24 protein-coding genes and 1 pseudogene are annotated in these 26,200 nt (G+C 55.8%); 14 read left to right on the top strand and 11 right to left on the bottom strand.

Annotated features, from left to right (window positions below; genetic code table 11):
- Nucleotides 1–157: 157 nt before the first annotated feature.
- From AYT24_RS09450 to prfB, 3 genes are all read right to left on the bottom strand, one after another.
- A complete protein-coding gene (locus AYT24_RS09450) occupies nt 158–376 on the bottom strand; it encodes a hypothetical protein (protein ID WP_164927148.1) in 219 nt (72 codons plus the stop codon).
- A 119-nt stretch (nt 377–495) separates the two neighbouring features.
- The gene (locus AYT24_RS09445; RefSeq protein ID WP_010933746.1) at nt 496–1,323 is read right to left on the bottom strand and encodes a metallophosphoesterase; all 828 of its coding nucleotides are present in this window, start codon (nt 1,321–1,323) and stop codon (nt 496–498) included.
- A gap of 11 nt (nt 1,324–1,334) precedes the next feature.
- A protein-coding gene (gene prfB, locus AYT24_RS09440) for a peptide chain release factor 2 (RefSeq protein ID WP_226986812.1) occupies nt 1,335–2,430 on the bottom strand; the annotation gives its coding sequence in 2 pieces (ribosomal slippage) (nt 1,335–2,360 and nt 2,362–2,430; 1,095 coding nt in all).
- 58 nt (nt 2,431–2,488) lie between these two features.
- Between prfB and AYT24_RS09435 the strand changes: the two genes are divergently transcribed.
- The 4 genes from AYT24_RS09435 to AYT24_RS09420 all read left to right on the top strand — a co-directional run bounded on the left by AYT24_RS09435 (nt 2,489) and on the right by AYT24_RS09420 (nt 8,779).
- Nucleotides 2,489–2,677, top strand: coding sequence for a hypothetical protein (locus AYT24_RS09435; protein ID WP_164927147.1), 189 nt, complete (start codon nt 2,489–2,491; stop codon nt 2,675–2,677).
- A 20-nt stretch (nt 2,678–2,697) separates the two neighbouring features.
- Nucleotides 2,698–4,710, top strand: a complete 2,013-nt coding sequence (locus AYT24_RS09430) for an alpha-1,4-glucan--maltose-1-phosphate maltosyltransferase (protein ID WP_010933744.1) — start codon at nt 2,698–2,700, stop codon at nt 4,708–4,710.
- A 24-nt stretch (nt 4,711–4,734) separates the two neighbouring features.
- Nucleotides 4,735–8,061 (top strand): maltose alpha-D-glucosyltransferase, encoded by a 3,327-nt coding sequence (gene treS / locus AYT24_RS09425; RefSeq protein WP_010933743.1) that lies wholly within the window; start codon nt 4,735–4,737, stop codon nt 8,059–8,061.
- A 70-nt stretch (nt 8,062–8,131) separates the two neighbouring features.
- Nucleotides 8,132–8,779, top strand: coding sequence for an alpha/beta hydrolase (locus tag AYT24_RS09420; RefSeq protein WP_164927146.1), 648 nt, complete (start codon nt 8,132–8,134; stop codon nt 8,777–8,779).
- 56 nt (nt 8,780–8,835) lie between these two features.
- Here the strand turns inward: AYT24_RS09420 and mazG are convergent, their stop codons facing one another.
- The gene (gene mazG / locus AYT24_RS09415; protein ID WP_010933741.1) at nt 8,836–9,654 is read right to left on the bottom strand and encodes a nucleoside triphosphate pyrophosphohydrolase; all 819 of its coding nucleotides are present in this window, start codon (nt 9,652–9,654) and stop codon (nt 8,836–8,838) included.
- A 229-nt stretch (nt 9,655–9,883) separates the two neighbouring features.
- On the opposite strand from mazG, the gene AYT24_RS09410 reads away from it, so the two are divergent.
- The 3 genes from AYT24_RS09410 to AYT24_RS09400 are packed head-to-tail and all read left to right on the top strand — an operon-like array spanning nt 9,884 to nt 12,541.
- Complete coding sequence (locus tag AYT24_RS09410) at nt 9,884–10,555, top strand: SDR family oxidoreductase (protein WP_010933740.1); 672 nt, start codon at nt 9,884–9,886, stop codon at nt 10,553–10,555.
- A gap of 21 nt (nt 10,556–10,576) precedes the next feature.
- Entirely contained in the window at nt 10,577–11,998 is a 1,422-nt protein-coding gene (gene mnmE / locus AYT24_RS09405) for a tRNA uridine-5-carboxymethylaminomethyl(34) synthesis GTPase MnmE (protein WP_010933739.1), read from the top strand.
- 27 nt (nt 11,999–12,025) lie between these two features.
- A complete protein-coding gene (locus AYT24_RS09400) occupies nt 12,026–12,541 on the top strand; it encodes a CIA30 family protein (protein WP_010933738.1) in 516 nt (171 codons plus the stop codon).
- A gap of 254 nt (nt 12,542–12,795) precedes the next feature.
- Here the strand turns inward: AYT24_RS09400 and AYT24_RS09395 are convergent, their stop codons facing one another.
- The 3 genes and pseudogenes from AYT24_RS09395 to AYT24_RS09385 form a co-directional block, all read right to left on the bottom strand.
- On the bottom strand, nt 12,796–12,951 hold the full coding sequence (locus tag AYT24_RS09395; RefSeq protein WP_226986811.1) for a hypothetical protein: 156 nt from the start codon (nt 12,949–12,951) through the stop codon (nt 12,796–12,798).
- 361 nt (nt 12,952–13,312) lie between these two features.
- A pseudogene (locus AYT24_RS09390) lies at nt 13,313–14,598 on the bottom strand (FCSD flavin-binding domain-containing protein).
- Nucleotides 14,599–14,614: 16 nt separating this feature from the next.
- Nucleotides 14,615–14,947: a cytochrome subunit of sulfide dehydrogenase gene (locus AYT24_RS09385; protein WP_010933735.1), complete on the bottom strand. Its 333-nt coding sequence runs from the start codon at nt 14,945–14,947 to the stop codon at nt 14,615–14,617.
- 75 nt (nt 14,948–15,022) lie between these two features.
- On the opposite strand from AYT24_RS09385, the gene AYT24_RS09380 reads away from it, so the two are divergent.
- On the top strand, nt 15,023–15,301 hold the full coding sequence (locus tag AYT24_RS09380; protein WP_164927145.1) for a hypothetical protein: 279 nt from the start codon (nt 15,023–15,025) through the stop codon (nt 15,299–15,301).
- Between the two features lie 189 nt (nt 15,302–15,490).
- Here the strand turns inward: AYT24_RS09380 and AYT24_RS09375 are convergent, their stop codons facing one another.
- Together AYT24_RS09375 and AYT24_RS09370 are read right to left on the bottom strand one after the other, a co-directional pair.
- Entirely contained in the window at nt 15,491–16,849 is a 1,359-nt protein-coding gene (locus AYT24_RS09375) for an FAD-dependent oxidoreductase (protein ID WP_010933733.1), read from the bottom strand.
- Nucleotides 16,850–17,061: 212 nt separating this feature from the next.
- Entirely contained in the window at nt 17,062–17,544 is a 483-nt protein-coding gene (locus AYT24_RS09370; RefSeq protein WP_010933732.1) for a septal ring lytic transglycosylase RlpA family protein, read from the bottom strand.
- Nucleotides 17,545–18,009: 465 nt separating this feature from the next.
- On the opposite strand from AYT24_RS09370, the gene AYT24_RS09365 reads away from it, so the two are divergent.
- The 6 genes from AYT24_RS09365 to AYT24_RS09340 all read left to right on the top strand — a co-directional run bounded on the left by AYT24_RS09365 (nt 18,010) and on the right by AYT24_RS09340 (nt 24,551).
- Nucleotides 18,010–18,981 carry a tetratricopeptide repeat protein gene (locus AYT24_RS09365; protein WP_226986810.1) on the top strand — a complete coding sequence of 324 codons (972 nt, stop codon included), beginning with the start codon at nt 18,010–18,012 and terminating at the stop codon, nt 18,979–18,981.
- A gap of 197 nt (nt 18,982–19,178) precedes the next feature.
- Nucleotides 19,179–21,092 (top strand): potassium transporter Kup, encoded by a 1,914-nt coding sequence (locus AYT24_RS09360; RefSeq protein ID WP_164927144.1) that lies wholly within the window; start codon nt 19,179–19,181, stop codon nt 21,090–21,092.
- Nucleotides 21,093–21,179: 87 nt separating this feature from the next.
- A complete protein-coding gene (locus AYT24_RS09355; RefSeq protein ID WP_164927143.1) occupies nt 21,180–21,950 on the top strand; it encodes a DUF475 domain-containing protein in 771 nt (256 codons plus the stop codon).
- Nucleotides 21,951–22,070: 120 nt separating this feature from the next.
- Nucleotides 22,071–22,733, top strand: a complete 663-nt coding sequence (locus AYT24_RS09350; RefSeq protein WP_164927290.1) for a PAS domain-containing protein — start codon at nt 22,071–22,073, stop codon at nt 22,731–22,733.
- Nucleotides 22,734–22,931: 198 nt separating this feature from the next.
- Nucleotides 22,932–24,116, top strand: a complete 1,185-nt coding sequence (locus AYT24_RS09345) for a TRC40/GET3/ArsA family transport-energizing ATPase (RefSeq protein WP_010933725.1) — start codon at nt 22,932–22,934, stop codon at nt 24,114–24,116.
- Nucleotides 24,117–24,272: 156 nt separating this feature from the next.
- Nucleotides 24,273–24,551, top strand: a complete 279-nt coding sequence (locus AYT24_RS09340) for a hypothetical protein (RefSeq protein ID WP_164927289.1) — start codon at nt 24,273–24,275, stop codon at nt 24,549–24,551.
- Between the two features lie 47 nt (nt 24,552–24,598).
- On the opposite strand, the gene AYT24_RS09335 is transcribed toward AYT24_RS09340, so the two are convergent.
- Nucleotides 24,599–24,832: a hypothetical protein gene (locus AYT24_RS09335; protein ID WP_164927142.1), complete on the bottom strand. Its 234-nt coding sequence runs from the start codon at nt 24,830–24,832 to the stop codon at nt 24,599–24,601.
- A 35-nt stretch (nt 24,833–24,867) separates the two neighbouring features.
- Nucleotides 24,868–26,187 carry a pentapeptide repeat-containing protein gene (locus AYT24_RS09330; RefSeq protein ID WP_010933722.1) on the bottom strand — a complete coding sequence of 440 codons (1,320 nt, stop codon included), beginning with the start codon at nt 26,185–26,187 and terminating at the stop codon, nt 24,868–24,870.
- Nucleotides 26,188–26,200: the final 13 nt, after the last annotated feature.

Raw genomic sequence — 26,200 nt, 5'->3', positions numbered from 1 at the left:
GTTCCTGTCCAGAGCCTCAGATTGCTCAGGGTATGGATCGCCTCTTTCACCTGCGCTTTCTTCTCTTCGGTCGCCGTCAGGCCCTGTTTTTTCTCGTCGAGCCAGGATCGCGTAATCGCCTGGTTTCATAAGGTTTTCCACAGGGACGAGCGCCCGGTTATTCACCGTTTTCTGGAGGAACATCGGGTACTCCTCGCCGCCGAAAAAGAGCTCTGGTCTGCCAGAGGGCATCCGAGACCGTGATAACGAAGAACTGCCCCTGGGCTTTCGAAGGTTGTTCGACGGTCATCGACGGCGTGGGAGTTCGGGCGGCCGTTGTGACTACTGGCAAAAGCATACTGAACAGGAGAAGAAGCAGATGCCGTGCTGGTTTCATGGTGCGCTGGTTTCGGATGGCGGGAAGTTCTGGGGGGAGTTTCCGGCATCTCTTGCCGAACAATGCCCTGCCATTTCTGATAATTTCCCATAGTTTCGCAGTCGCCCGGTCGCAACCGGTCAGGGAAGAGGAATGTCGAAGAGGGGAGGAGCGTCTTGTCTGCCGATGTTGATGTTCTCTCCGGTGATCTTTACGGTCAGACAGCATTCCCCCGGCGGCCATCCTGCAAAAGCTGGAAGAACGATGAAGTGGATGCCATCACTGCGGGCATGGGCAGCAGAGTGGTAGTGACCGCTGAGGCAGGCGCGGATGTTCGGGTAGCGGAACAGGATAGCGGTGAGCTCTTCGTGGTTCCACAACAGGCCGTGTTTTTCGTCGGTGGTCTCTTCGAGAAGCGGTAAATGGCTGAGGATGATGACGGGTTCCTCGTTTTTCAGCGCAAGGTCGAGTTCGTTCACGAGCCATTCGAGCTGGCGCGCGCCGATGGCGCCGCAGTAGAAGGGGGCTTTGACATTGTCGCGGTAGTATTCGAGCAGATGGCGGTCGGCTTTAGTTTGGGGATCGTTGACGGCTGAGACATCCATGCCGTTGAGCACGATAAAGCGGATGCCGTGCGAGCTGAAGGTGTAGTAGAGGCTGTCGAGCCCCATGATCGTTTTGTAACGTTCGGGCGGCACGGCCAGGCAGTGGTTGCCTGCGACGTGATAAACCTTACCGGGGAAACGGGCGAGCATGTCGCGCACGGCAATCAAATCCGACTCGGCTTCGGGGCCTTCGCGGCTGATGAGGTCGCCGAGCTGGATGACAAACTCCGCGCCCTCGCGCGTCCAGTGCTCAATGCATCGTTCGAGACCGGCTTGCGTCTGGTTGCCGGTCTTGCTTTCGGGGTTGTAGTGAATGTCGGTGACGATGCCGAACCGGAGCGTGTCGTGTTTTGTCTCGCTCATCGCTTCGTTGCTCAGTCGCCGAATTCGGAGAGGTAGCGCTGGATGTAGTCGTCGATGTCGCCGTCGAGCACGTTTTCGACGTCGAAGCGCTCGTAGTTGGTGCGGTGATCCTTGATGCGGCGGTCGTCGAGCACGTAGCTGCGAATCTGGCTGCCCCACTCGATCTTCTTTTTCTTGCCCTCGATCTCGCGCTTTTTAGCCTCCTCCTCTTCACGCCTGCGCTGGTAGAGCTGGGCCATGAGCATCTTCATCGCCCGCTCGCGGTTCTGGAGCTGCGAGCGCTCCTCCTGGCAGCTGACGACGATGCCCGACGGAATATGCTTGATGCGCACGGCGGTTTCGACCTTGTTGACGTTCTGGCCGCCTTTGCCGCCGCTGCGGAAGGTGGAGAGTTCGAGGTCCTCCTTGCGCACCTCGATGTCAACGTCCGGCGGTGCTTCCGGGTAGGTGAAGACGCTGGCGAACGAGGTGTGGCGACGGGCGTTCGAGTCGTAGGGCGACACCCGGACAAGCCGGTGCACGCCATTCTCCGCTTTGAGATAGCCGTAGGCGTAAGGTCCGATAATTTCAAGCGTTGCACTCTTGATGCCCGCGCCCTCACCCTCCTGGTAGTCGTCGGTAAAAACCTTGAAGCCCTTGCGCTCGGCCCATCGCATGTACATGCGGTAGAGCATCTCCGCCCAGTCCTGCGCCTCGGTGCCGCCCGCACCGGCGTGAATGATAATCATGGCGTTGCCTGCGTCGTCCTTGCCGGAAAGCATTTTGCGGAACTCCATCTTGCCCAGCTTCTCCTCGATGCGGTCGAGCGTGGCGTCGAGGTCAGACACAAGTGATTCATCCTCGAGCTCGATGGCGATCTCGATCTCCTCGCTTGCATTGCGCACCGCGGTGCTGAGTTCGTCGAACTCATCGATCCACGACTTGTGTTCTTTCAGCTCCAGAATCAGCGCGTTGGCCGTTTTCTGGTCGTTCCAGAAATCGGGAGCTGCCGAAATCTTCTCCAGGTCGCTTATCTTTTCTTTGCGTTCATCGATGTTAAAGATACCCCCGTAACTGGTTCAGGCGGTGCTCGATCTGGTGCAGGCGATCTTTTTCGGCGTCAAACATGGTCGTAAAATTCAGGTTGTGGTTGAAACTGTGCTCACGAAAAGAATCATTTTTTTCAATGAAAACAAATCCGGCAGGCAGTGTAGTTCGCAGTGGCAGAAATAAGATGCTTACCGGCGGGGGAAAGAGTGGTACATTTCATATTTTCATGAATGAAAAACAGGGGTTTTCGGTATTGCTCAGCTTTATGATGATGGCCGAAGCCTGTTCCCGGATAGTGCTGCCGGTCTCCGGAGGCACGGTCTGAAGTTCCACTCATTACAGCCTATGAAGCCAGAGTTTGTTCTGCCAGCTCCGATTCGTTTAGACCGCCCTTTTGACGGCCGCCGACGCGTTGTGATCGATCGTGTATTTCCTGAAATCGATGGAGGCCGCTTTCCTGTCAAAAGAGTTGAGGGCGACCGGATGACCGTCGAGGCCGATATTTTCACCGATGGGGCGGATACCATTGTCGCCGAGCTGCTGTACCGCCGGAAGGGCGAGGCGGCGTGGAGCGCGGTTCCGATGACACACATTGGCAACGACCGCTGGAAGGCGTCGTTCGAGGTGGGTGCGCCGGGCATGTGTGAATATACCGTGCAGGGCTGGGTTGACCATTTCGAGACCTGGCGGAAGGGGCTGCAAAAGAAGCTCGATGCGGGGCAGGATGTGTCGCTTGACTTGCGCATCGGCGCGACCATCGTTGAGTTAGGCGCGGCGCGGGCGAAGGATGAGGATGCGGGCACGCTGCACCACTACGTCGGTTTGCTCTCGGTTGGCGGCAGCGATGCCGCAGTCGAGGCGGCCTTGAGCGAGGGGCTTCTGGCGGCCATGCGGCGTTCGCCCGAAAAAGCGATGGCGACGCTGTACGACAAGATTTTGCTGCTTCAGATCGACCAGAAAAAGGCCGGATTCAGCACCTGGTACGAATTTTTCCCGCGCTCGTGGTCGGAGGAGCCGGGCAAGCACGGCACCTTCCGCGACTGCATAAAACTCCTGCCGCGCATTGCACGAATGGGCTTCGACGTCATCTACCTGCCGCCGATCCACCCCATTGGCCTCACCAAGCGCAAGGGCAAGAACAACGCGCTCGTTGCCGGGCCGGACGATCCGGGAAGCTGCTGGGCCATCGGCAGCGCTGACGGTGGCCACACCTCGGTGCATCCCGAACTCGGCACGATGGAGGAGTTCGAGGCCTTCGTGCAGGAGGCCGAAGCGCAGGGGATTTCGGTGGCGCTCGACATTGCCTTCCAGTGCTCGCCCGACCATCCCTGGGTGAAAGAGCATCCGCAGTGGTTCCGCTGGCGTCCCGACGGCACGGTGCAGTTCGCCGAGAATCCGCCGAAGCGCTACGAGGACATCCTTCCCATCGACTTCGAGTCGGAGGACTGGCAGAACCTCTGGATCGCGCTGCGCGAGGTATTTCTTTTCTGGATCGGCAAGGGCGTCAAGATTTTCCGCGTGGACAATCCGCACACCAAGGCGTTCGGTTTCTGGGAATGGGCGCTCGGCTCGATCCGCGAGCAGTATCCCGAGACGATGTTCCTCGCCGAGGCGTTCACCCGCCCGAAGCTGATGGCGCGGCTCGCGAAGGGCGGCTACACCCATTCCTACACCTACTTCACCTGGCGCAACACCAAGCACGAGTTGCAAGAGTACCTCACCGAGCTGACCCAGACCGAGCTGCGCGAGTACATGCGCCCGAACTTCTGGCCCAACACGCCGGACATTCTGCACGAGGAGTTGCAGGGTGGCAGCCGCGCACGCTTTATCATCCGCTTCGTGCTCGCCGCCACGCTCTCGTCGAACTACGGCATATACGGCCCGGCCTACGAACTGTGCGAGCACGTGCCGTATCCCGGCAAGGAGGAGTACCTCGATTCGGAGAAGTACGAAATCAAGCAGTGGGATCTTGACCGCCCTGGTAACATCCGCTCCGAGATTGCGATGGTCAACCGCATTCGCCACAACAATCCCGCGCTCCAGCAGACCAGCGACATCACCTTCGTGAAGATCGAGGTGTCGCAAGGTCAGGAGCACGACCAGCTCATGGGCTACGTCAAGTGCTCGCCCGATGGCGCGAACATCATCCTCACCGTGGTGACGCTCGACGACCGGAACACGCAGGGCGGCTGGCTGCGCTTTCCGCTTGAAAAGTTCGGGCGCCCGCACACCGAGCGCTTCACGGTCGAAGACCTGATTTCGGGACGCACCTTTGAGTGGAACGGCGAGTGGAACTACGTCGAGCTGAATCCGCACCAGATGCCGGCACATATTTTCAGGGTCAATCTCCCATCATAACCTAAAGCACCTTTTTTACCACCAATGCCTAAAAAACAAGCTGTAACAAGCTATCAGCCGGAGTCGCTCTGGTACAAGGATGCCATTATTTATGAACTACATGTCAAAACCTTCTGTGACAGCGATAACGATGGCATCGGTGATTTTCGCGGCCTGAAGAGCCGCCTCGGCTACCTTGAAAGCCTCGGAGTGACGGCGATCTGGATTCTGCCGTTCTACCCCTCGCCACTGCGCGACGACGGCTACGACATCGCCGATTACAAGTCGGTCAATCCCGACTACGGCACGATCGAGGATTTCCGCGACTTCCTCGAAGAGGCGCATCGGCGCGGCATCAAGGTGATTACCGAGCTGGTGGTGAACCACACCTCCGACCAGCACGAGTGGTTCAAAAAAGCCCGCAAGGCTCCGAAAGGGTCGCCGGAGCGCGACTTTTACGTCTGGAGCGACGACCCGACGAAGTATGGCGAGGCGCGCATTATTTTCCAGGACTTCGAGGCTTCGAACTGGACCTGGGATCCCGTGGCTGGCCAGTACTACTGGCACCGCTTTTTCCATCACCAGCCCGACCTGAACTTCGAGAATCCCGCCGTGCACCAGGCGCTGTTCGACGTGCTCGATTTCTGGCTCGGCATGGGAGTGGATGGCCTGCGGCTTGATGCCGTACCCTACCTCTACGAGGCTGAAGGCACCAACTGTGAGAACCTGCCGCAGACCTTCGAGTTCCTGCGCAAGCTGCGCTCTTATGTGGACGAGCATTATCCCAACCGGATGCTTCTTGCCGAGGCTAACCAGTGGCCGGAGGACTCCGCCGCCTATCTTGGCAAGGGGGACATGTGCCACATGAACTTCCATTTCCCGCTCATGCCGCGCATGTATATGGCGCTGGCTACCGAGGATCGTTTTCCGATCATCGACATTCTCGCCCAGACGCCCGAAATTCCGGAGAGCTGCCAGTGGGCGTCGTTCCTGCGCAACCACGACGAGCTGACGCTTGAAATGGTGACCGACGAGGAGCGCGACTACATGCGCCGCGTTTATGCCCACGATGTCAAGGCGCGCATCAACCTCGGCATCCGCCGCCGCCTCGCGCCGCTCATGTCGAACGACCGCCGCCGCATCGAGCTGATGAACATCATGCTGCTCTCCCTGCCCGGTACTCCGGTGCTCTATTACGGCGACGAGATCGGCATGGGCGACAACTACTACCTCGGCGACCGTGACGGCGTGCGCACCCCGATGCAGTGGAACGCCGACCGCAACGCGGGCTTTTCGCGTGCCAATCCGCAGCGCCTGCTTCTGCCGGTGATCATCGACCCCGAGTACCACTATGAAGCGGTTAACGTCGAGGTGCAGGAGTCCAATCCCAACTCGCTGCTCTGGTGGATGCGCCACACCATCGCCACGGCCCGCCGCTTCCGAGCGTTCAGCCGCGGCACCATCGAGTTCCTCAACGCCAACAACCCCAAGGTGCTGATGTTTATCCGCTCGTACGAAGATGAAACCATCCTCACCGTGATCAACCTGTCCCGCAACGCACAGGTGATCAACGTCGATCTTTCCGCTTATGAGGGATGCGTGCCGGAGGAGATTTTCAGCATGAACCGCTTCCCGAGAGTGCACAAAACACCATATATGGTCGCGCTCGGACCATACGGCTATTTCTGGCTTCGGCTGATCCGCGAGGAGTCGCCGGCGGACAGGTCTGCCCTGCTTGAAAAGGTTGCCCTTCGTGCCGGAAGCTGGCAGGAGCTGTTTGTTGGCCGCAGTCTCGACCAGTTCGAAACCGCTATTCTGCCACCCTATTACAAGAGCGTGCGCTGGTTCGGGGGCAAAGCCCGCAATATCATCAGAATCAGGGTGACCGATACCGTGCCGGTCGCCGGAATGGAGAACACTGCGTTTGCGATGACTGAAGTGAACTATCCGAGTGGCGAGAATGAACGCTACCAGCTTCCGCTGACCTTCGTGCCAGTGGAGCGAGGTAACCTTGCGGATGAGTTGTTCTACCGTCATGCCATAGCAAGGGTTGAACTTGATGGCCTTGAAGGGTTCCTCATCGACGCTTCAGCCGACGAGACCTTCCGTTCAAGGCTGCTCGATCTTATCCTGCACAGAGAGACCTGGTCCGGCGCAGCTGGCAAGATCACCGCGGATGCCGGCAAGATGCTCGAAAACAGTTGCCTCTCGACCGCCGGCGAAGAGCCGCCCGCCTCGCATCTGATGGGCCTGGAACAGAGCAATACCTCGATTCGCTACGGTGAGCAGCTCTGCCTGAAGCTCTACCGCAAGATCGACAGCGGCATGGCACCCGAAATCGAAATCTCCCGCGTGCTGACCGATCAGACAGAGTACCGGAACATTCCGGTCTATCTCGGCTCGTTTGACTACGGCAAAAGCTACCGGGAGCGCTGTTCGCTCGGCATTCTCCAGAATTTCGTTCCGAATGAATCCGACGGCTGGCAGTTGAGTCTCGGCCATGTCCGCCGGTACTATGAGGATGTATTGTCGCGCTGTTCGCAGGGCGTGCTTCCGCCAACGCTGCCGGAACTTTCTGGCACCACAAGCAAACTGCCGGAGCTTATCCATGAGCTGATCGGCGAGTTCTATTTCCAGATGGTCGGCAAGCTTGCTGAGCGCACGGCCGGTATGCATCGTGCGCTCGGCTCTGTCGATACCGATGCTGCTTTCTCGCCCGAGCCGTTCACGACGCTCTACCAGCGCTCCATCTATCAGGCGATGACTGACCAGGTCAAGCGCAGCATGATCTTCCTGCGTGAATCCATACACGCCGTTCCCAAGGAGGCCCGTCCGCTTGCCCATAAGCTGCTCGATATGCAGAAGGAGATTCTCGAACAGTTCGAGCCGATCCGCAAGGAGAAGATCGACACGGTCAAGATCAGGATTCACGGTGACTACCATCTCGGCCAGGTGCTCTACACCGGTAATGACTTCGTGATTCTCGATTTCGAGGGCGAGCCGGCCCGCTCACTCTCGGAGCGCAAGATCAAACGCTCGGTCTACCGCGACCTCGCGGGTATGCTGCGTTCGTTCGACTACGCGGCCTTCAACGTGCTGATGCAGAACCAGGCTATCCGGCCCGAAGATCGCAAGGCGCTCGAGCCGTGGGCCGAGCTTTGGAGCTACTATGTTGGTCAGCATTTTATCGATGTCTATACGCAGCAAACCGAAGGTTCGGGCCTGATTCCCAAAGAGCCGCGCCAGCGTGAGCTGCTCCTGCGCAGCTACCTGATGAACAAGGCGATCTACGAGCTGAACTACGAGCTGAACAACCGCCCCGAGTGGCTGCCGATTCCAATGAACGGCATCCTGCGCCTCATCCGTAACTGACCCATCCGCACTATTCACGCCTGTCTCGCGCTTGCAAACGCGAGACAGGCTTTTTTTGCCACGCGATTCCATGAATGAATACTATCTCGAAACCACGGTCAGCGGCTGCTATCTGGTTGAATCGCCACCCGGCAGCGGTCCGTTTCCGCTGCTCGCCGGATTTCACGGCTACGGCCAGACCGCCGAAGACGAGCTGGAACTGCTGCGGAACATCCCCGGCTCGGACAGATGGATCCGCTTGCCGATAGAGGCGCTGCATCCGTTCATCAATGCCAAAGGCCAGCCCGGCTCGAGCTGGATGACCCGGCGCGACCGCGACCGACGCATCGCCGAAAATGTGCGTTATGTCGATGCGGTGATCGGGCGTGTGATGGCGGAGCAGCCGGTCGATGGTCGCCTCGTGCTCCACGGCTTTTCGCAAGGCGCGGGAATGGCCTGTCGAACCGCCGTGCTTGGGTGCCATCCGGTTGTAGGCGTGATGCTCCTCGGCGGCGATATCCCGCCGGAAATCGCCGACTGCTCAAGGATGCGCGCCGTGCACATTGGGCGGGGCGATCGTGACCGGTTCTATCCGCAGAAGCGTTTCGAGGCCGATGTTGCCCGCTTACGAGAGGCGGGGATTGAGCCGGTGGTGAGCCAGTTCCGGGGAGGGCATGGGCCAACGGCTGAGTATTTTGATGCTGCGGGAAGGTTTCTAAACAAGATAGGGAGAGGGTGAATTAACGGCACCTGGGTTGCCCCTGCGGTCATTCTTCGCCCGACGTATGACTTCGCTTACTTCGCCTTCTTCGCCTCGTTCCACAAGCCGTTCAGCTCCTCAGCCGAGAACTCCTTCCAGCTTTTTCCTGAAGCCAGAACAGAGGCTTCGACCTTCCTGAAGCGATCCATGAATTTGTTGGTCGCCTTGCGCAGGGCGTCTTCGGGGTTGGTGTCGATGAAGCGGCTGTAGTTGACGATCGTGAAGAGCAGGTCGCCGAACTCCTCCTCGCGCTCCTGCTTGCTGGCCGCGTTGCGCAGCTCGCCGATCTCCTCGGTGAGTTTGTCGAGCACTCCTTCGTCGCTTGGCCAGTCGAAACCGATGCCCGCCACCTTTTTCTGCACCCGGTAGGCGCGAAGCAGCTCCGACATCGCCTTCGGCACACCGTCGAGCAGGCTTGTGCGCCCCTCCTTCATCTTGAGGTTTTCCCAGTTGCCGAGTACATCCTGCTCGGTTTCAGCTTTCACGTCGCCAAACACATGCGGATGGCGGCTGATGAGCTTGTGGCAGAGCGCCTCGAAGACATCGATGAAGGAGAACTTCTTTGCCTCATCGGCCAGCAGCACCTGAAAGCAGACGTGCAAAAAGAGGTCGCCCAGCTCCTTTTTCAGCTCAGGATCGTCCCCCGTGTCGATGGCATGCACCAGCTCGTAGCTCTCTTCGAGCAAGAGGTGCGCCAGCGATTCCGGTGTCTGTTTGCGATCCCACGGACACTCCGAGCGCAGCACCCGCACCAGGTTCACCACCCGTTCGAAATGCTCGGCGGGCGTGACCGCGTTGTGTTTGAGAACGGACTCCTTCAGTGTTTCAATGGATGGGTTCGCTTCGTGCTTCATGATGTCGGGGGCTTGTTGTGATGTGCCGGAAGTTACTCTTTCGCGTGCAGAATTCTTACTATTAAAATGACGAAGCGTTTTACCCGGGGAGCGCCGGGCTTCAGCTCAGCATCTTATTTGTAGTTAACTCGTGCAACGATTTGCATTAGACTATTGTGAAACGCAGAATATTCTAAAACAGAAAGCTGTGGAGCCCGGCGCTCCCAGCGCTTGAATCAGCATCCAGCCCATGAACCTTGCAGACTCAACTGCCGTTGTGACCGGCTCCAGCTCCGGCATCGGTCTGGCCATCTGCCGCGCCTTGCTCGACGCCGGAGCTTCGGTGTTTGGCCTCAGCCGCCGCGAGACGCCCATCGCGCACGAGCGGTTCCGCTGGCTTAAGACTGACGTGACCGTCGAAGCCGAGATCGACCAGGCGTTCGAGGCTGTGTTCGCCGAGAGCGGGCGCATCGATCTGCTGGTCAACAATGCTGGAATCGGCTTTTTCCGCGACATCGAATCCATCGATCCGGTGGAGTGGCGGCGGTTGATCGACACCAACCTGACCGCCATGTTCCTCTGCACGCGCAAGGTCGTGCCGTCGATGAAAGCCGCCGGACGCGGCATGATCGTCAACATCGGCTCGGTGGCGGGCAAGCGCGGCATCAGGGGTGGCACGGCCTATTGCGCCTCGAAATTCGCGGTTAACGGCTTCTCCGAATCACTCATGGAGGAGCTGCGCGGCTTTGGCATCCGCGTGTCGTGCATCAATCCCGGTTCTGTCATGACGGAGTTTTTCGATCACGCCGGTATCGAACCGAAAAAGCATATGCAATCGGATGACCTCGCCCAGCTGATCGTCTCGCTTGTTGCATTGCCAGACGGCATGCTTCCCGACGAAATGACCGTTCGCCCTTTGTAACTCATAATTTTGTTATGACTTATGTCACCTTCCGATCTTCATCTTCCCGTTCCCGGCCACCCCATCGCCGCCATTGCCACGCCGGTCGGTGTCGGGGCGCTCGCCATCGTGCGCATCAGCGGCGCGGGGGTACTCGACCTGGCCGACCGCGTGTTCCGCAAAGTGCACGGCAGCGGCAAGCTCGCCGAGGCCGCCGGGTACACCGCGCACTTCGGACGGCTCTACGACGGCGAGGAGATGGTGGATGAGGTGATTGCGCTGGTGTTCCGCGCGCCGCGCTCATTCACCGCCGAACAGATGGTGGAGTTTACTTGCCATGGCGGGCCGGTGGTGGTGGGGCGCGTGCTGCGGCTGATGCTCGACAACGGCTGCCGCCTGGCCGAGCCGGGTGAGTTCACGCGCCGCGCCTTCCTCAACGGGCGCATCGATCTGCTGCAGGCTGAAGCGATCGGCGAAATGATCCACGCCCGCACCGAATCGGCCTACCGCACGGCGGTCAGCCAGATGAAGGGCGACCTCTCGGTGAGGCTCGGTGGATTGCGCGAACAGCTCATCCGCTCCTGCGCCCTCATTGAACTCGAACTCGACTTCAGCGAGGAAGATGTAGAATTCCAGAGCCGCGACGAACTGACCATGCAAATCGAAACGCTCCGTAGCGAAGTGAACCGGCTCATCGACTCCTACCAGCACGGCCGGATTGTCAGCGAAGGGGTCTCGACGGTCATCGCCGGGAAGCCGAACGCCGGTAAGTCCACGCTGCTCAACACGTTACTTGGTCAGGAACGCGCCATCGTCAGCCACATGCCCGGCACCACGCGCGACTACATCGAGGAGTGTTTCATTCACGACAAGACCATGTTTCGCCTCACCGACACCGCCGGACTGCGCGAAGCGGGCGAAGAGATCGAGCACGAAGGCATCCGCCGCAGCCGCATGAAGATGGCCGAAGCCGACCTGATTCTCTACCTGCTCGACCTCGGCACGGAGCGGCTCGACGATGAACTTACCGAAATCCGCGAACTGAAAGCGGCTCACCCCGCAGCGAAATTCCTCACCGTCGCCAACAAGCTCGACCGCGCCGCAAACGCAGACGCCCTCATCCGCGCCATCGCCGACGGTACCGGCACGGAAGTCATCGGTATCTCCGCACTCAACGGAGACGGTATCGACACGCTCAAGCAGCACATGGGCGATCTCGTCAAAAACCTCGACAAACTCCACGAAGCGAGCGTGCTCGTTACCAGCCTCCGCCACTACGAAGCCCTGCGCAACGCCTCCGATGCTCTGCAAAACGCCCTCGAACTCATCGCGCATGAGAGCGAGACCGAACTCATCGCCTTCGAACTCCGAGCCGCCCTCGACTACGTCGGCCAAATCACTGGAAAGGTGGTGAATGAAGAGGTCTTGAATACGATTTTTGACAAGTTTTGTATCGGGAAATAGACAAAGAACATTTACGACTTTACCACCATGCTTGTTTGTGATTTCAAAACCACCTGCCTGAACTGGGTGAATGTCGATGATGTCGTGATGGGCGGTGTATCGAACAGCGCGATGCAGTTGACCCAGGACGGAACCGCTGTGTTTGCCGGGAATCTGTCGCTCGAAAACTCCGGCGGGTTCGCTTCGGTGCGGACGGTGCTGGAGCGGCGGAACTATGCGGATTTTGCCGGGTTTCGGATCAGGGTAAAGGGCGACGGCAAGCGCTACAGCTTCAGGGCGAGGAATGACGAGCGGTTTGACGGCGTCGTCTATAAATTCGATTTCGAGACCGTGCCGGACGAATGGATGGAGATCGATCTTTCTTTTGCAGGCTTCATTCCGTCATTTCGGGGCAGAACGCTTGTCGATGTTCCGCCGCTCGATAGCAGCAATATCGTGCAGATCGGGCTGCTTGTCTCGAACAAACAGGCGGGGGCGTTCTGGCTTGAGATTGCGTGGATCGAGGCGTACCGGGCGGATACCGTTGCATCGTCATTCAGGTAGCTTGTAAAATTGCCTGGGGTTAAGCTATGTATCGGCAGCTTTGAAACGATAGCGCCATGTCAATAACAGAACTGACTGAAAAAACAATCTTTTTATGATGGTTCCCGCGTCGCTATGGTTCTTGCAATGAACCGCATCTGCTTGTCAGTCGTTGATTTTGGTCTGGCCGTTTTGCGGAACCCCTCTGTTCCTGTGATGTGATCCGGTATTTCATGGGTGTTTTTATGGAATTTTGATTTTGAGTTAACCTCTGTTTAAACGTTGCGATCATACCTTTTAGCATTGCGGCTTTCGAACAGCTTTGCCACGGCAGTCGTGATCTCCCTCCTGTGGAACATGAGGTTGTGACTGATGACTTTCTGGTAGGTGCCCCAGGTTTTGCGGAAGATCGTGATCGGGTCTGCACTCATAAATACTTCATAGGGAAAATCGGCGAGTATTGCGACTTGAGATGCAATGTGCAAAAATGTAGCGTATTGAACACTTGGATAGCTTCACTCGACCGCCCAAAGCGCTTCTTGAAAGATCAAGACAGGACACATTTTCAACAGCGTTTCTTGATGTGCATGAAGAGATGGAACATCAAAGGGGGGATACTTGGTGCGGTCAGAATTATTCTTGCGGGTTTTCATCAAAAAAAACATCTCACCGATTGCCGTAGCGCCAGAGTTTGTAATCTATTAGCGCTTACGGCAATCAGGAGTTGCCTTGTGCGTGAGGGGTAATGGCGCTTGATGGTTGACAGCCGGTACTCCGCAGCTGTCCAATGGTTTATCCCCAGATATCCTTGCTGATATTGGTGTACCAGCCTTCGGCGAAAATCGCCTCCTGTTCCAGCTGTTCGTCGCTGGCATCGGCCGGAGTCGGCCGCCCGATCCCGGTATTTCAACGATTCCGGTGGGAGACAGCTGATAAACGCCCGCAACGGAAACGCCGTATTTCGGCCCGATCAGGCTGTAGCAGGTATTGACCAGAGACGGCGGAGCTGGTTCCTGTCCGCGAAGCAGGTTGATGATCGCCACTGCGGCAACCTTACCCTGGCTGCTGGCCGCGAAGCCGGATTTCGGCATCGCGCCGGCGATGCAAGCGTCTCCGATGACGTGAATTCCTTGGTGAATCGTCGATTCGAAGGATGAAGGATTGACCGGGCACCACCCTTTTTCATTGGTAAGTCCTGCCTCGAAAGCGATTTTGCCTGCTTTCTGCGCCGGGATGACGTTGATGACGTCACCCTTCACCGCGCCGAGATCAGTTTCGACCGTCATGGCTTTGGCGTCAACGCCAAGAACTTTTCCGCCTCCGGTTGAGCCGCGCAACTCGATCATGCCGGGATAGCGGCTCTCCCACCCTTTGGTGAAGAGTCCCTGCTTGGAGAACTTCTCCTTGGCGTCGAGGATGACGATCTTCGATTTCGGTTTGTGCTGTTTCAGGTAGTAAGCGATCAGGCTTGCGCGCTCGTACGGGCCGGGAGGGCAACGGAACGGATTGTCAGGCGGGCAGATGACGACGGTGCCGCCATTTTTCATCGCCTGAAGCTGGCGATGCAGGAGAATCGTCTGCGGGCCAGCCTGCCAGGCATGAGGCATTTTTGACTTGGCGATTTTCTGGCTGTATCCCGGAATTGTGTCATACTTGAAATCGATACCGGGAGAGACGACGAGACGATCATATCCGATAACCCGGCCACCCGCAAGCCTGAGCGTGCCTTTTGCGGCATCGACAGAAACGACCCTGTCGGCAATGACATTCACTCCATGTCTGGTACGGAGAGCCGTGTAGGTGTGAGTGATATCCTTCATGGTTCTCAACCCGCCAAGCACCCAGTTGCTGAAGGGGCAGGTCACGAAAGCCGGTTTCGGTTCGATGAGCGTGACCGCGAGCGTCGGGTCGAGCTTTTTGAGATACTTGGCCGTAGCTGCGCCGCCAAATCCGCCGCCGATAACCACCACCCGTTTTCTGGCCGCGAACGCCGTGTTGCCGCTGCCGAATAACCCGAACGCCGAGCCTGCCGCGCCGGCCAGGAGCAGCTTGTTGAAATCACGTCTTGAAATGCTCATATCCGCCTCCTTCGGGTTAGTGGTTCTTTTTGGAAAGATTTCCGAAATATTCGGCGATGAGGTGAATCTCCTCGCCGGTATATCCTTTGGCGTGACGGCCCATGACGGTTGATGTCCGGCTGCCGTTCTTGAAGTCGATCAGCGCGGTTTCGATATACTCCGGCGATTTGCCGTAGATCGACGGAATGACGCTGGAGCTGTTGCCGTCGGTGCCGTGGCATCCGGCGCACGAAAGCGAGAGGATTTCGCCGCGCGATTCGGTTACGGGCTTGACGGCGGGTTTTGCTGCCGGCCCCGTGGTCGCAAATCCGTTGCCCGAGGCAAGCAGCAAGGGCGCGGCGGCAAGCATGGCCAACACGTGTTTTTTCGTTCGTGGCATAAAAATTCCTCCTGTATTTACTTGACGTAAAGATTGTTGGAAAAAATGGCGAACAACAATGTTGAATACCGAAGTACCCGCGAACCGCTTGATGCCATCGAAAACAATGACGAGCAGGACGCAATCCAAAAATCAATCGAACGCCGAGCAATCAGCACCGAGGCATTGTGGCGTGCCCTTGGCAGGCGGATCACAAAAAAATGGAAGGATGAGGGTAAAGCTTGCCGATCGGGCGTTGTTATTCAATCAGACGATAAGCCGTTGCAGGCAAGTTTTTCTGAGCAAATTGCATCAAAATATAATCTAAATGCAAACTATTGTTAATTGTTTGCAAAATCTGAATTGACGAGAGTCTCGTCTTTTGGTGACCTGTTATTTGAAAACAAAGAAAGGGAGCGGTAGTCGATAGCTGGAAAATCGTTCTCAGGGGGGTCGCGCAGGCATGGCAGGCCAGGCTTCCCCCGGATTGCCGATCAGGCGTGATCCGGGGGGATGGTGGGTTTTCGGCTGGCTTTACTTGAAGTGGCGGAGCTTCATTTCGACGGCTTCAGCGGCCTTGATGAGGGCGTAGGCGGTCGGCGGGCCGGTGAGCAGCGGATGGGTGCCGAACTGGAGCGTGAGCAGTTCGTTGACGGTCATCTTGGTTTCGATGATGACGCCAATGACGTTAATCAGCTCGCCAGCGCTCTGTCCGCCCATGACCGCGCCGCCGAGCACCAGGCCGTTTTCGCTGTTGACGATCAGCTTGACGTACTGGTTGGAGGTTTCGGGCAGGGTGCCGGGGTGCTTGTCGATGCCGGTGAAGCCTGCCGAAACGACCTCGAAGCCGCGCTCGCGGGCGAGCTGTTCGGTGACTCCGGCGGCGGCGAAGGTGGTGCCGCCGATGGCCGTCGAGAAGATGGCGATGGTGCCGCTGAAGGTGCGCAGCCGGGAGAGGCCGAACAGGTTCATGCCCGCGATTCGCGCCTCCGAGCAGGCGGTCGAGGCGAGCATCAGCCCCTTGACGATGCGGGTGATGAAGGAGAACTTTTCGGCGCAGTCGCCGACGGCGAAGATATTCTTGTCTTCGGTGCGCATGTACTCGTCAACCCGGATGGCGCCGAGTTCATTGATCTTGATGCCCGCCGAGCGAGCCAGCTCGACGTTGGGCGCGTAGCCGGTGGCCAGAATGACGATGTCGACCTCGATCTCTTCGCCGCTTTCGAGGATGACCTTTGAGACGCTCGCCTGACCTGCGAGCTTCTTGAGCTTCTCGCCGGTTTTCAGCTTCACGCCTCTCTTGACGAGCAGCTCCTCGGCCTTGAGCGAGAGGTCGCTGTCGAAGGCCATGCTGAGGACATGCGGAAGAATTTCGACGAGGGTCACGTCATGGCCCTTTTTGGCCAGCTCGTCGGCCAGTTCGACGCCGATGAAGCCGCCGCCGATGATGGCCACCCGGCGAGGCTCTTCGAGCCGCGAGCGGAGACGGCACAGGTAGTCGCGGTTTTTCGGGATGACGAACACGCCGTCGAGGTCGCGCCCTTCGAGCCAGTCGGGGGTTTTCGGTTCGGAGCCGGTCGCGAGCACGAGCTTGTCCCACGAGATGACCACGCCTCCGGCGGTGGTGGCTGACTTGGCTTCGCGGTCAATTGAAACGACTTCGTCGATGAGCAGCTCGACGTCAGCGTTGGCCAGCGGCGCGGTGGGAACGATGTTCTGGTGTACGCCATCGAGGGTGCCGAAAATATAGGGAATCCCGCACGGCACGACCGCTTCGGGTTCCTTGCGGACGATGAGAAACGATTTGGATGCATAGAATGCCTTGCCGGTGGTGGCGGCGACAATGCCAGCCGCGCTGCCGCCAATGACAAGAACATCGACCTGTTTGTTCATAATTTTTCTTGGGAAAAGAGTTGGGAAAAAACCGCACCTAATTACACTATTGTTGGGAGAACGACAAGCTTTTCTGAACGATTTACGGGCGTGTAACGAATAGAAGGGGATAAGCGGAATCGATGAAAATCCTCAGATAAAAAAAACAGGCAATCGAAAACCTTCGATTGCCTGAACAAACTGAGGGAGTTTATGAAAGCCTGATGTGAGAGTTAGTTATACGCTTCTATCTTGACTCTGCCGACGCCACTGTCAACAAGGTCGAGCTGTTTGGCTGCAGCTTTCGAGAGGTCGATGATCCGGTTTTTGACATAGGGCCCCCGATCGTTGATCTTTACGAAGACCATTTTTCCGTTGTTGAGATTGGTTACCCTGACGATAGTTCCGAACGGCAGAGAACGATGGGCAGCGGTGAATTCTTTCATGTCAAACGTTTCGCCGTTTGCTGTTGTCTGGCCGCGGAATCTGTTGGTGTAATAGGATGCTTTTCCGATTGCAACCATAAACCGGTTGCCGTTGTCCAGCGGCTTTGCAGTTGTGAATTTTAATACTGCGTTCCGGGATGAACTGTTTTTCTGTGGTGAGGATTGAGCTATGGCTCCGTTTTGGCTTGCAAAAGCGTTGAACGGAGAAACTGACATGAAGAAGGATAATGCCAATACAAGGTGGCTGTACAAAATAAAGCGTTTTTTCATAATCGCATACTGTTGTTTAACGCGCGTCTACTCGGTCTGGTGCTGTGTATGGTTTTGGTTTTTTTCATGTGAATGTTTCTGGTAGAGCGCTGTTTCTTTTTGTAGTATTGATGCTTGACTGAAAATATAAGAAAAATGTTTTTAAAGTGCGAAATCCTGTCGATCTGAATGCCGATAGCCAGAGGTAATTGTTTTTGATTTTTTATTAACTATTTATAGTAAAGACAGTTAGGCCGCCATTCTGTTTGATTTCCTGTTTTGAAATGAACGCCGTTTTGAGTAAAAGAACTGCGAGAAATGTGTCGGATGCGCGTTGTATCTGCTTCTGATTATGTGCCCATTTTTCATTTTGCTGGCCTGCGCGGTCCGGGGTGTGTCGCCGGGTGCGGGAAGCTTTTTAGCCTCCATTGCGGTTGAGTCAGGATATTGAGCATTCAGATCAAACATATCCAGTAGAGTCAGCACGTGGGACACAAACGAACCTGGCTTGCCGTCACACGGGTGACTGGCGCCATTCTGATGGCGTTGTATCTGCTGTTGACCATGCCGTTTGTGTCCGCCGCCGGACCTGCTGAAGAATTGATCGATCAGGGTATCCGGAGGGGGCTTGAAGGCAATTATCAGGACGCGATCGATCATTTCAGCCGCGCGATACGTCTTACTCCCCGCAATGCAGATGCTTTTTACAACCGGGGTCTTGCCCGTGTTTCAATTGGCGACCTGACAGGCGCGATTGCCGATTATAGCATGAGCATAAGCCTTGATCCCCGTTCATCCGGAGCATACAATAACCGCGGATTTGCCCTGGCGGCTCTTGGCAGATATGCGGAAGCCCTCGCGGACATGTCACGAGCGATAGCTCTCCGGCCGGACATGGCTCAATTGTATAACAATCGAGGCACGATCAGGATGTCCATAAAGGCATATGCGCTTGCGATCGCCGATTTCACCAGAGCCATAGCGCTTGATCCGTTGCTTGCCGGTGCGTACAACAATCGCGGGCTTGCCAGAAATCTCTCTGGCCAGCTTCAAGGTGCGGTCGCTGATTACCGCGAAGCGGTTCGGATCGATCCTCGTTACAAGGTCGCCTGGTACAATTTGGGCAATGCGCACATCTCCCTCGGAGATGCAAAAGAGGCCGTTGAGGATTACTCGAAGGTTCTTGTGCTCGATCCTGGTATGCTTGTCGCCCGGAATAACCGGGCTTTCGCTCGGCTTTCACTGGGAGACTATAAAGGGGCTCTGGAAGACTTGAACCTCGTCATATCGAAGTCTCCGCAAGATGCTGCGGGCTGGTACAACCGGGGCGTCGTCCGGAAGCTCGCTGGTGACCGGCAGGGTGCCATTGAAGATCTCCGGCGGGCTGCGGCGTTTGGCGATTCTTTGGCTGTCGAGGCGCTCAGGGAGATAACGAGCCGGGATAGCATGCCGCCCTGAACCGCGTCGGGTGGTGCTTGTTTGCAATTGGAAGCGAATGTGTATATTCTTTCGTTCGCATTATCCAGAAGCTTATGAGATCGTCTGTTATCACCCAAAGCTGTCAGCCAGAAACGACGATCCATTCGCGAAGGGCTTATCTCGCCGTAACCGGTTTTCCGGTGAACCCTTTGTGGTAACAAGACTTTTCCTGCCCTATGTCAACGACGTCAGACGAATCCCATTTATCTTTCTCCTCCGATAATTTTGATTTCAAGCGTCTTGTTACCTTGTCGCTTGCCGCGCTTGGCGTGGTGTTTGGGGATATTGGTACCAGTCCTCTCTATGCCATCCGCGAATGTTTTCATGGCGAATTCAGCATTCCCGTGAACACTCCCAACGTGCTCGGAGTACTTTCTCTGCTGATCTGGGCACTACTCCTGATTGTTACCCTGAAGTACCTGACCTTTATTATGAAGGCTGATAACGAAGGGGAGGGGGGGATTCTGGCACTGACCGCTCTGATCATTTCCCACAGCAAGAAGAACAAAAGCGAACGGTGGATTCTGGTCAGTCTCGGCCTGTTTGGTGCGGCGCTGCTCTATGGCGACGGTATGATTACGCCGTCGATCTCGGTGCTCAGCGCTGTCGAGGGTATCCAGATCATCGCCCCCAGCTTCGGTCCGCTGGTTATTCCCGTGACCATCGCCATCCTTGCCGGGCTGTTCCTTTTTCAGCATCATGGCACGGCCAAGGTTGGTTCATTTTTCGGCCCGATTATTTTGCTCTGGTTCACCTCGATCGGGCTGTGCGGTCTGGTAGAGATTGTCAAGTATCCGGCGATTCTGAAGGCGGTATTTCCCTGGTATGGGCTGGAGTTTCTCGTAAACAATCACGCTAAAGGCTTTCTGGTGCTTGGCGCTGTCTTTCTTGCCGTTACCGGCGCCGAGGCGCTGTATGCCGATATGGGCCATTTTGGACGGCGGCCGATCCGGCTGACCTGGAGCCTGCTGGTGTTGCCGGCTTTGTTGTTGAATTATTTCGGCCAGGGGGCGGTGCTGCTCTCCGAACCAGCCAAGTCCTGGAATCCATTCTATGCCCTGGTTCCGTCATGGGGCATCATTCCGATGGTCATTCTGGCCACGCTTGCCACCATCATCGCTTCTCAGGCGCTTATCACGGGGATCTTTTCGCTGACCCAGCAGGGTATCCAGCTCGGTTATATTCCGAGGCTCACCGTACAGCATACCTCAGCCAGTCATATTGGCCAGATTTACGTTCCAGCGGCCAACTGGGCGCTGATGTTCTCGACGATTGCCCTTGTCGCCGGGTTCGGCTCCTCGAGTAAACTTGCCTCGGCTTACGGTGTGGCCGTGACGGCGACCATGCTGATTTCTGCCGTGCTATTTTACTATGTCGCTCGTGATCTCTGGAACTGGAACCGTCTTGGCCTCAATCTGTTGATGGGCATGTTCATGCTGATCGATCTGTCGTTTTTCGGGGCCAGCGTCAGCAAGCTTTTCCACGGCGCCTGGTTCCCGCTGGTTATCGGGTTTGCGCTGTTCACCCTCATGCTGACCTGGAAGCAGGGGCGTTTGCTTCTGATGAAGCAGATTCAGGATCGTACGCTCACGGTCAGCGAGTTCACCGAAAGCCTCGCCATTCAGCAGCCGCAGCGGGTCAAGGGGCAGGCAATCTATCTGACGGCCAACCCTGATGTGGTGCCGATGGCTCTGTTACACAATATGCGCCACAACAAGATTCTGCATTCAGAGGTAGGCCTGTTGCATTTCTCCACCGAGCGTGTGCCTCGTGTGCCGAACAGCAAAAAAGTGGAAGTCATTCAGCTCAATTACGGGATGTACAAGATTATCGCCCGGTATGGCTTCATGGAGTATCCCAACATCAGGCAGGTGCTTGCTCTTGCTAACCAGCAGGGAATGCATTTCAGGACTGATGCAATCAGCTATTTTATCAATCGGGAAAAGATCGTTACGGGTATGAAATCGAAAATGAGCGTCTGGCGAAAAAAATTGTTCGCGCTTATGGCCCGCAATGCACTGAGCGCTACGGCTTACTACGATCTTCCCTCGGGGCAGGTTATCGAAATAGGTGTGCAGGTACAGATTTAATACTGCTTTTCCCGCGCTTGTATTTGTCTTCTGTATACTATTCTCTATATTGATATAGAGAAAGGGAAAAGAGCTTTCTGTATTTTGATGCAAGAACTTGTCCAGCATATCATTGAGCACCCGGCTTCGTCACTGCTTGTCATTTTCAACCTCATTGTGATCGAAGGTCTACTGTCGGTGGACAACGCGGCAGTACTTGCGACCATGGTTCTTGATTTACCCCAGAAACAGCGTCCAGCAGCTTTAACATATGGTATTTTAGGTGCTTATCTTTTTCGGGGCCTTTTCTTGTTTTTTGCTGCTTTTTTGGTCAGTGCATGGTGGCTCAGGCCTTTTGGTGGTCTCTATCTGCTCTATCTTGTTTGGAACTGGTGGAATAACCGCGGCTCGAAGGATGGCGACGCGATGTGTACAGAAAAACGTGACAATCGCCTCTATCGATTTGTTTCTCGAAGAATCGGGCCGTTCTGGGCAACGGTGTTGTTTGTCGAGATGATGGATATCGCTTTTTCGATCGACAATGTCTTTGCGGCAGTAGCCTTCACGGACAATCTCATTCTGGTTTGTACCGGTGTTTTCATCGGTATTCTTGTCATGCGTTTCGTCGCGTATGGCTTTATACGATTGATGGAAGAGTACCCATTTCTGGAGAGTTGTGCCTATATCGTTCTTGCTGTTCTTGGCTTGAGGCTAACCTTCTCCTTTTTTGAACATCTCTGGCCGGGGATGGTGATTCTTGGTTATCTCGAAGGACACCAGGCCGATATTGTGATGTCGGTCATCACCGTGACCATTTTCCTGGCACCTTTGGTTACCAGCGCCTTGTTTAATGTGCCGGCAAAGGAAGGTGTCGAATGAGATGCTGCGGGGCTTTTCTGCTGCGCGAAACAACAATTTCCGATGGCAGTTGCCATCACTGCGTCGTGACGGTTTTTCGTTGAGTACGCACAAATTATCAACAGCTCTTTATTGACTGCCATGACGACTACACACAGTGGATTCAATCATCGTCTCAGAAGTTATATCCTTAAAAAGCATGGTTCAGTCAACGCTTTCTGCAGGGCGGTAGGTATCAAATATCCAGCGCAGATGACTCCATATCTCAAAGGCAAGTGCCTGCCGGGAAAAAAGATGCTGGAACGGCTCGAAAAGGATGGGGCCGATATCGATTGGATTCTCACCGGCCATGCTGTAGGAGAACAGACCAGTCCGATCAGCGACGCGTTAGCGCTTTCCCGTTACAGGATGGATATTGATAATCTGCTTCGGCAGGTGCGGATGCACATTGGTCGCTTTGAAGAACGCCTCAAGCCAGCCATTGAAGCCTATGCCGTGCTTGACGACGAAGAGAAGATCGTCGACTTGAGTAGCTCGATAGAGAAATTTCTGGATTTTGCGCCCGGTTCGCTTGCTGGTGTGGCGCTTTCGGAAATTCTTCATCCGGAGGACTACCTGCATTTCAAGACGGCACTTGATCGCCAGAAGCCTCATGAGGCGGTGCTCATGTTTTATTCGAGATTCAAGACCGGAGATGGTTCCTGGCTGAATGTCGAGTGGAGCCTTTCGATCAAAAGAAAGCCCATGACTGATCAGTACGAATACACGATTATTCTGCGCAAAACGGATAACCCGCTGTTCTGATCGCTTCGGGCAACGCCGGCGTTTCATATGCTGAATGCCGGAGCAAGCAACAGGCCTCTTTCGCCATTATGGCAGAGAGGCTTTTTTGCATGCTATTCCATGGGGTGGTATTGCTCTGTCCCCGGATCGAGGGCATGGCAGGGAAGAACAAACTATTTTTTCTCGGCTGTGGTTGGTTAAGAAAAAAAAGGAGCGTGTATGCGTTTGATTCTCATGACAGGTAAAGGTGGCGTTGGCAAAACCTCTACGGCTGCGGCTACCGGTCTGCGTTGTGCTGAGCTGGGTTACAGAACCTTGGTTCTGAGCACTGACCCGGCGCATTCGCTTGCCGACAGTTTCGATGTGCCGCTTGGCCATGAGCCTCGCAAGATTTGCGAGAACCTCTGGGGCGCGGAACTTGATGTGCTCGAAGAGCTCGAGCACAACTGGGGCAGCGTCAAACGCTATATGACCGAAGTGCTTCAGGCCAGGGGGCTGGATGGCGTGCAGGCCGAAGAACTTTCCATCCTGCCCGGCATGGATGAAATTTTCGGGCTGGTCAGGGTGTTTCGCCATCACAAGGAGGGCAATTTCGATGTGCTGATCATCGATTCTGCTCCTACCGGCACAGCATTGCGCCTCCTGAGCATTCCCGAAGTGGGTGGCTGGTACATGCGACGGTTGTACAAGCCGCTCGAAAAGATGGCTGTGTACCTGAGGCCGCTGGTGGAGCCGATTTTCAAGCCGCTTGCCGGCTTTTCGCTGCCCGACAAGGAGATGATGGATCTTCCTTACGAATTTTACGAGCAGATCGAAGCGCTGGGCAAGATACTGACCGACAACAATGTGACGTCCGTGCGCCTGGTTACGAATCCCGAAAAGATGGTCATCAAGGAGTCCCTGCGGGCGCAGGCTTATCTCAGCCTCTATAACATCGCCATCGACATGGTTGTTGCCAACCGGATCATTCCCGATGAGGTGACCGATCCCTATTTCCAGTACTGGAAGGAGAACCAGAAGCTTTACAGGCAGGAGATTATCGACAGTTTCAGTCCGCTGCCTGTCAGGGAGGTGCCTCTCTATTCAAGGGAAATATGCGGTATGGCCACCCTTGAAAAACTCAAAGAGATGCTTTACGGAGACGAGGATCCTTCACAGGTTTATTTCCGGCGGAATCCCTATCAGATCAAACAGTCGGAAGGCGGATACGATCTTGAACTGCTGCTTCCGGGCCTTCCTGATGACTCAGTTCAGTTGAGCAAGAGTGGTGACGAGCTGAATATCAGGATCGGTAACCACCGGCGGAACATGGTACTGCCTCAGGCGCTGGCGACGCTTAGAACCACCGGGGCGCGATGGGAGGGTGACCGGCTTATCATCGGCTTTTCAGAAGAGCTTTCGTGAGTGGGCTGCCGGAGAGATGCAGATAGGCAACACAGCTCCTGCTTCTAAAGGATGAAAAAAAGTGTAGCGTTTTTTTGATTTTTTTTATACAATCAACGGTAACAAGCTTTTTATATGCAGGGTTATACGCCGTTGAATCAACGGGAAGGAGGGGTAATGTCGCAATTCAGGGTCGGTGACTCAATCATTTATCACAAGCCAAAAAGCTCCGTGTCGCCAGGGCCGAGAGCAAGGCAGGTCTACGCCCTTGAGCATGGTGAGCATTATCATTATGTGGTTGACAAGTTCTGGAAAGTGACTGCTGTTAACGGCGACGGCACGATCGAAGTGATCACCCGTACGGGGAAAACGCATCGCCTGCCGGTCAACGACCCCAATATCAGCAAAGCCCAGCCCTTGCAGCAGCTTTTTCACAGGAAGCGCTTTCCCAACTGATCAAAAAAAGCGTCTCTTGTCATGAGGGACACGCTTTTTGCCTGCACTTAATTTTCCCATTCGCCAACCGGCTCTGATCCGGTACGGAGGTGTTTGGCCTCAGTATCGAACCAGAGTGGTTTTTCATGCCGCAGCATGCTTGCTACAACCTGGAACTCGGACGGGTTTGTGAACAGGTGGTTTTCGATGAGCTGGTTGCTTGAATCGTACAGCGCGATTCTTCCTTTGTGCTCAGCCAGATCCCAACGGCTGTAGTAGCTTGCGACAAGAATGTTAGCCATGATGGAACCTTTCCTGTTTAGCGTTACGGCCTCAGTTATTTATCGATGAACACAGCGTTGTTGAGCGTTGCCCAGCCTCGTGTCGCCTTTTTGCCTGAAGGCGTGGTCGTGGCTGGAGAGATGAGCGCATTGGTCAGGTTCACTCCGATCAAGGTCGCACCGGTCAGGTCAGCCCCTTTCAGGGAAGCTTTTTCCAGATTGGCGTCGAACAGCGAGACATTGGTCAGTATCGCTCCATCCAGATTTGCCCCATAAAGCATCGCTCCGTACAGTATGGCACCCTTGAGGTTGGCGCCTGAAAGGTCAGCCCCCTTCAGGAAGGCCCTGTCGAGGTTCGCACCTTCAAGATTCGCACCTTTCAGGTTTGCCTCTTTCATGTCAGCTCTCTGGAAGTTTACTCCGGCCAGGTTCGCTCCCGCCAGATTGGCCTTGTCAAGGTTGGCCCGCTCGAAATCAGACTTAGATAATGACGCTTTTCTCAGATCGACGCCACCGAGTTCTGCGTGACCAAGTTTTTCCTCGGTCATTTCAATTTTCGCTTCAGGATTGTTCTGTCGCATGGCATTCCACTCCTCGACCTCCCTTACATCTGGCACGGGCTGTGCTGGAATGGCCTGAACGCCTCCCGCTGGCATGTTCTCCGGAATGATCACCGGCGCGGCCACGACCGGTGGCACGAACTCCAGTGGCGCGGCAGGTTCCTCTTTGGCGAAACGAGCGTCGTGCATCATTGCCCAGCCGCGAGTGACCGGCTCGCCTGAGGGCAGTACGCTGTTGTTTGACAGGACAGCATCTTTCAGTATGGCGTTTCCGAGGAATCGTGCTTTGTTGAACTGTGTGCCCTTGAGGTTTGCGCCTTCCATATCCGCTTCGAACAGCACCGCATCTTTGAGGCTGGCCTGTTCCAGATCGGCACCACTCATCTTCGCCCATCTCAGGTTTGCTCTCGCAAGATTGGCCGCTTTCAGAGAGGCATCTTTCATGAAAGCACCGTTCAGGTTCGCGTCAGCAAGCCAGGCGTGGGCGGCATTGACGGCTTTCATGTTGGCTTTTTTCAGATACGTCATTGATAGGTTCGCACCCTCGAGATTTGCCTTGTCGAGTGACGCTCCGCTGAGATCGGCTTTGGAGAGATTGGCTTTCGACAGATTCGCGCCGTTCAGCTTCGCATCCTCGAGATTGGCTTTGGAGAGGTCGATAGCAAGCTCCGGATGTTGATTTCGCATGGCATTCCATTCAGCAACGCTTTTCTGGAGCAACTGCAGCTGATCGCGGTTATAGGCATGGGCAATGGATGGGGCGGAGAGCGTGATCGCAAGAATGATTGCCGGAAAGGCCTGGCTGTGGATTTTCATGGTGCGATGTTGT

This window comes from Chlorobaculum tepidum TLS (genome assembly GCF_000006985.1).
In the GTDB taxonomy this organism is placed as follows: Bacteria; Bacteroidota; Chlorobiia; order Chlorobiales; family Chlorobiaceae; genus Chlorobaculum; species Chlorobaculum tepidum.
This window is presented reverse-complemented; position numbering and strand designations above follow the sequence as displayed.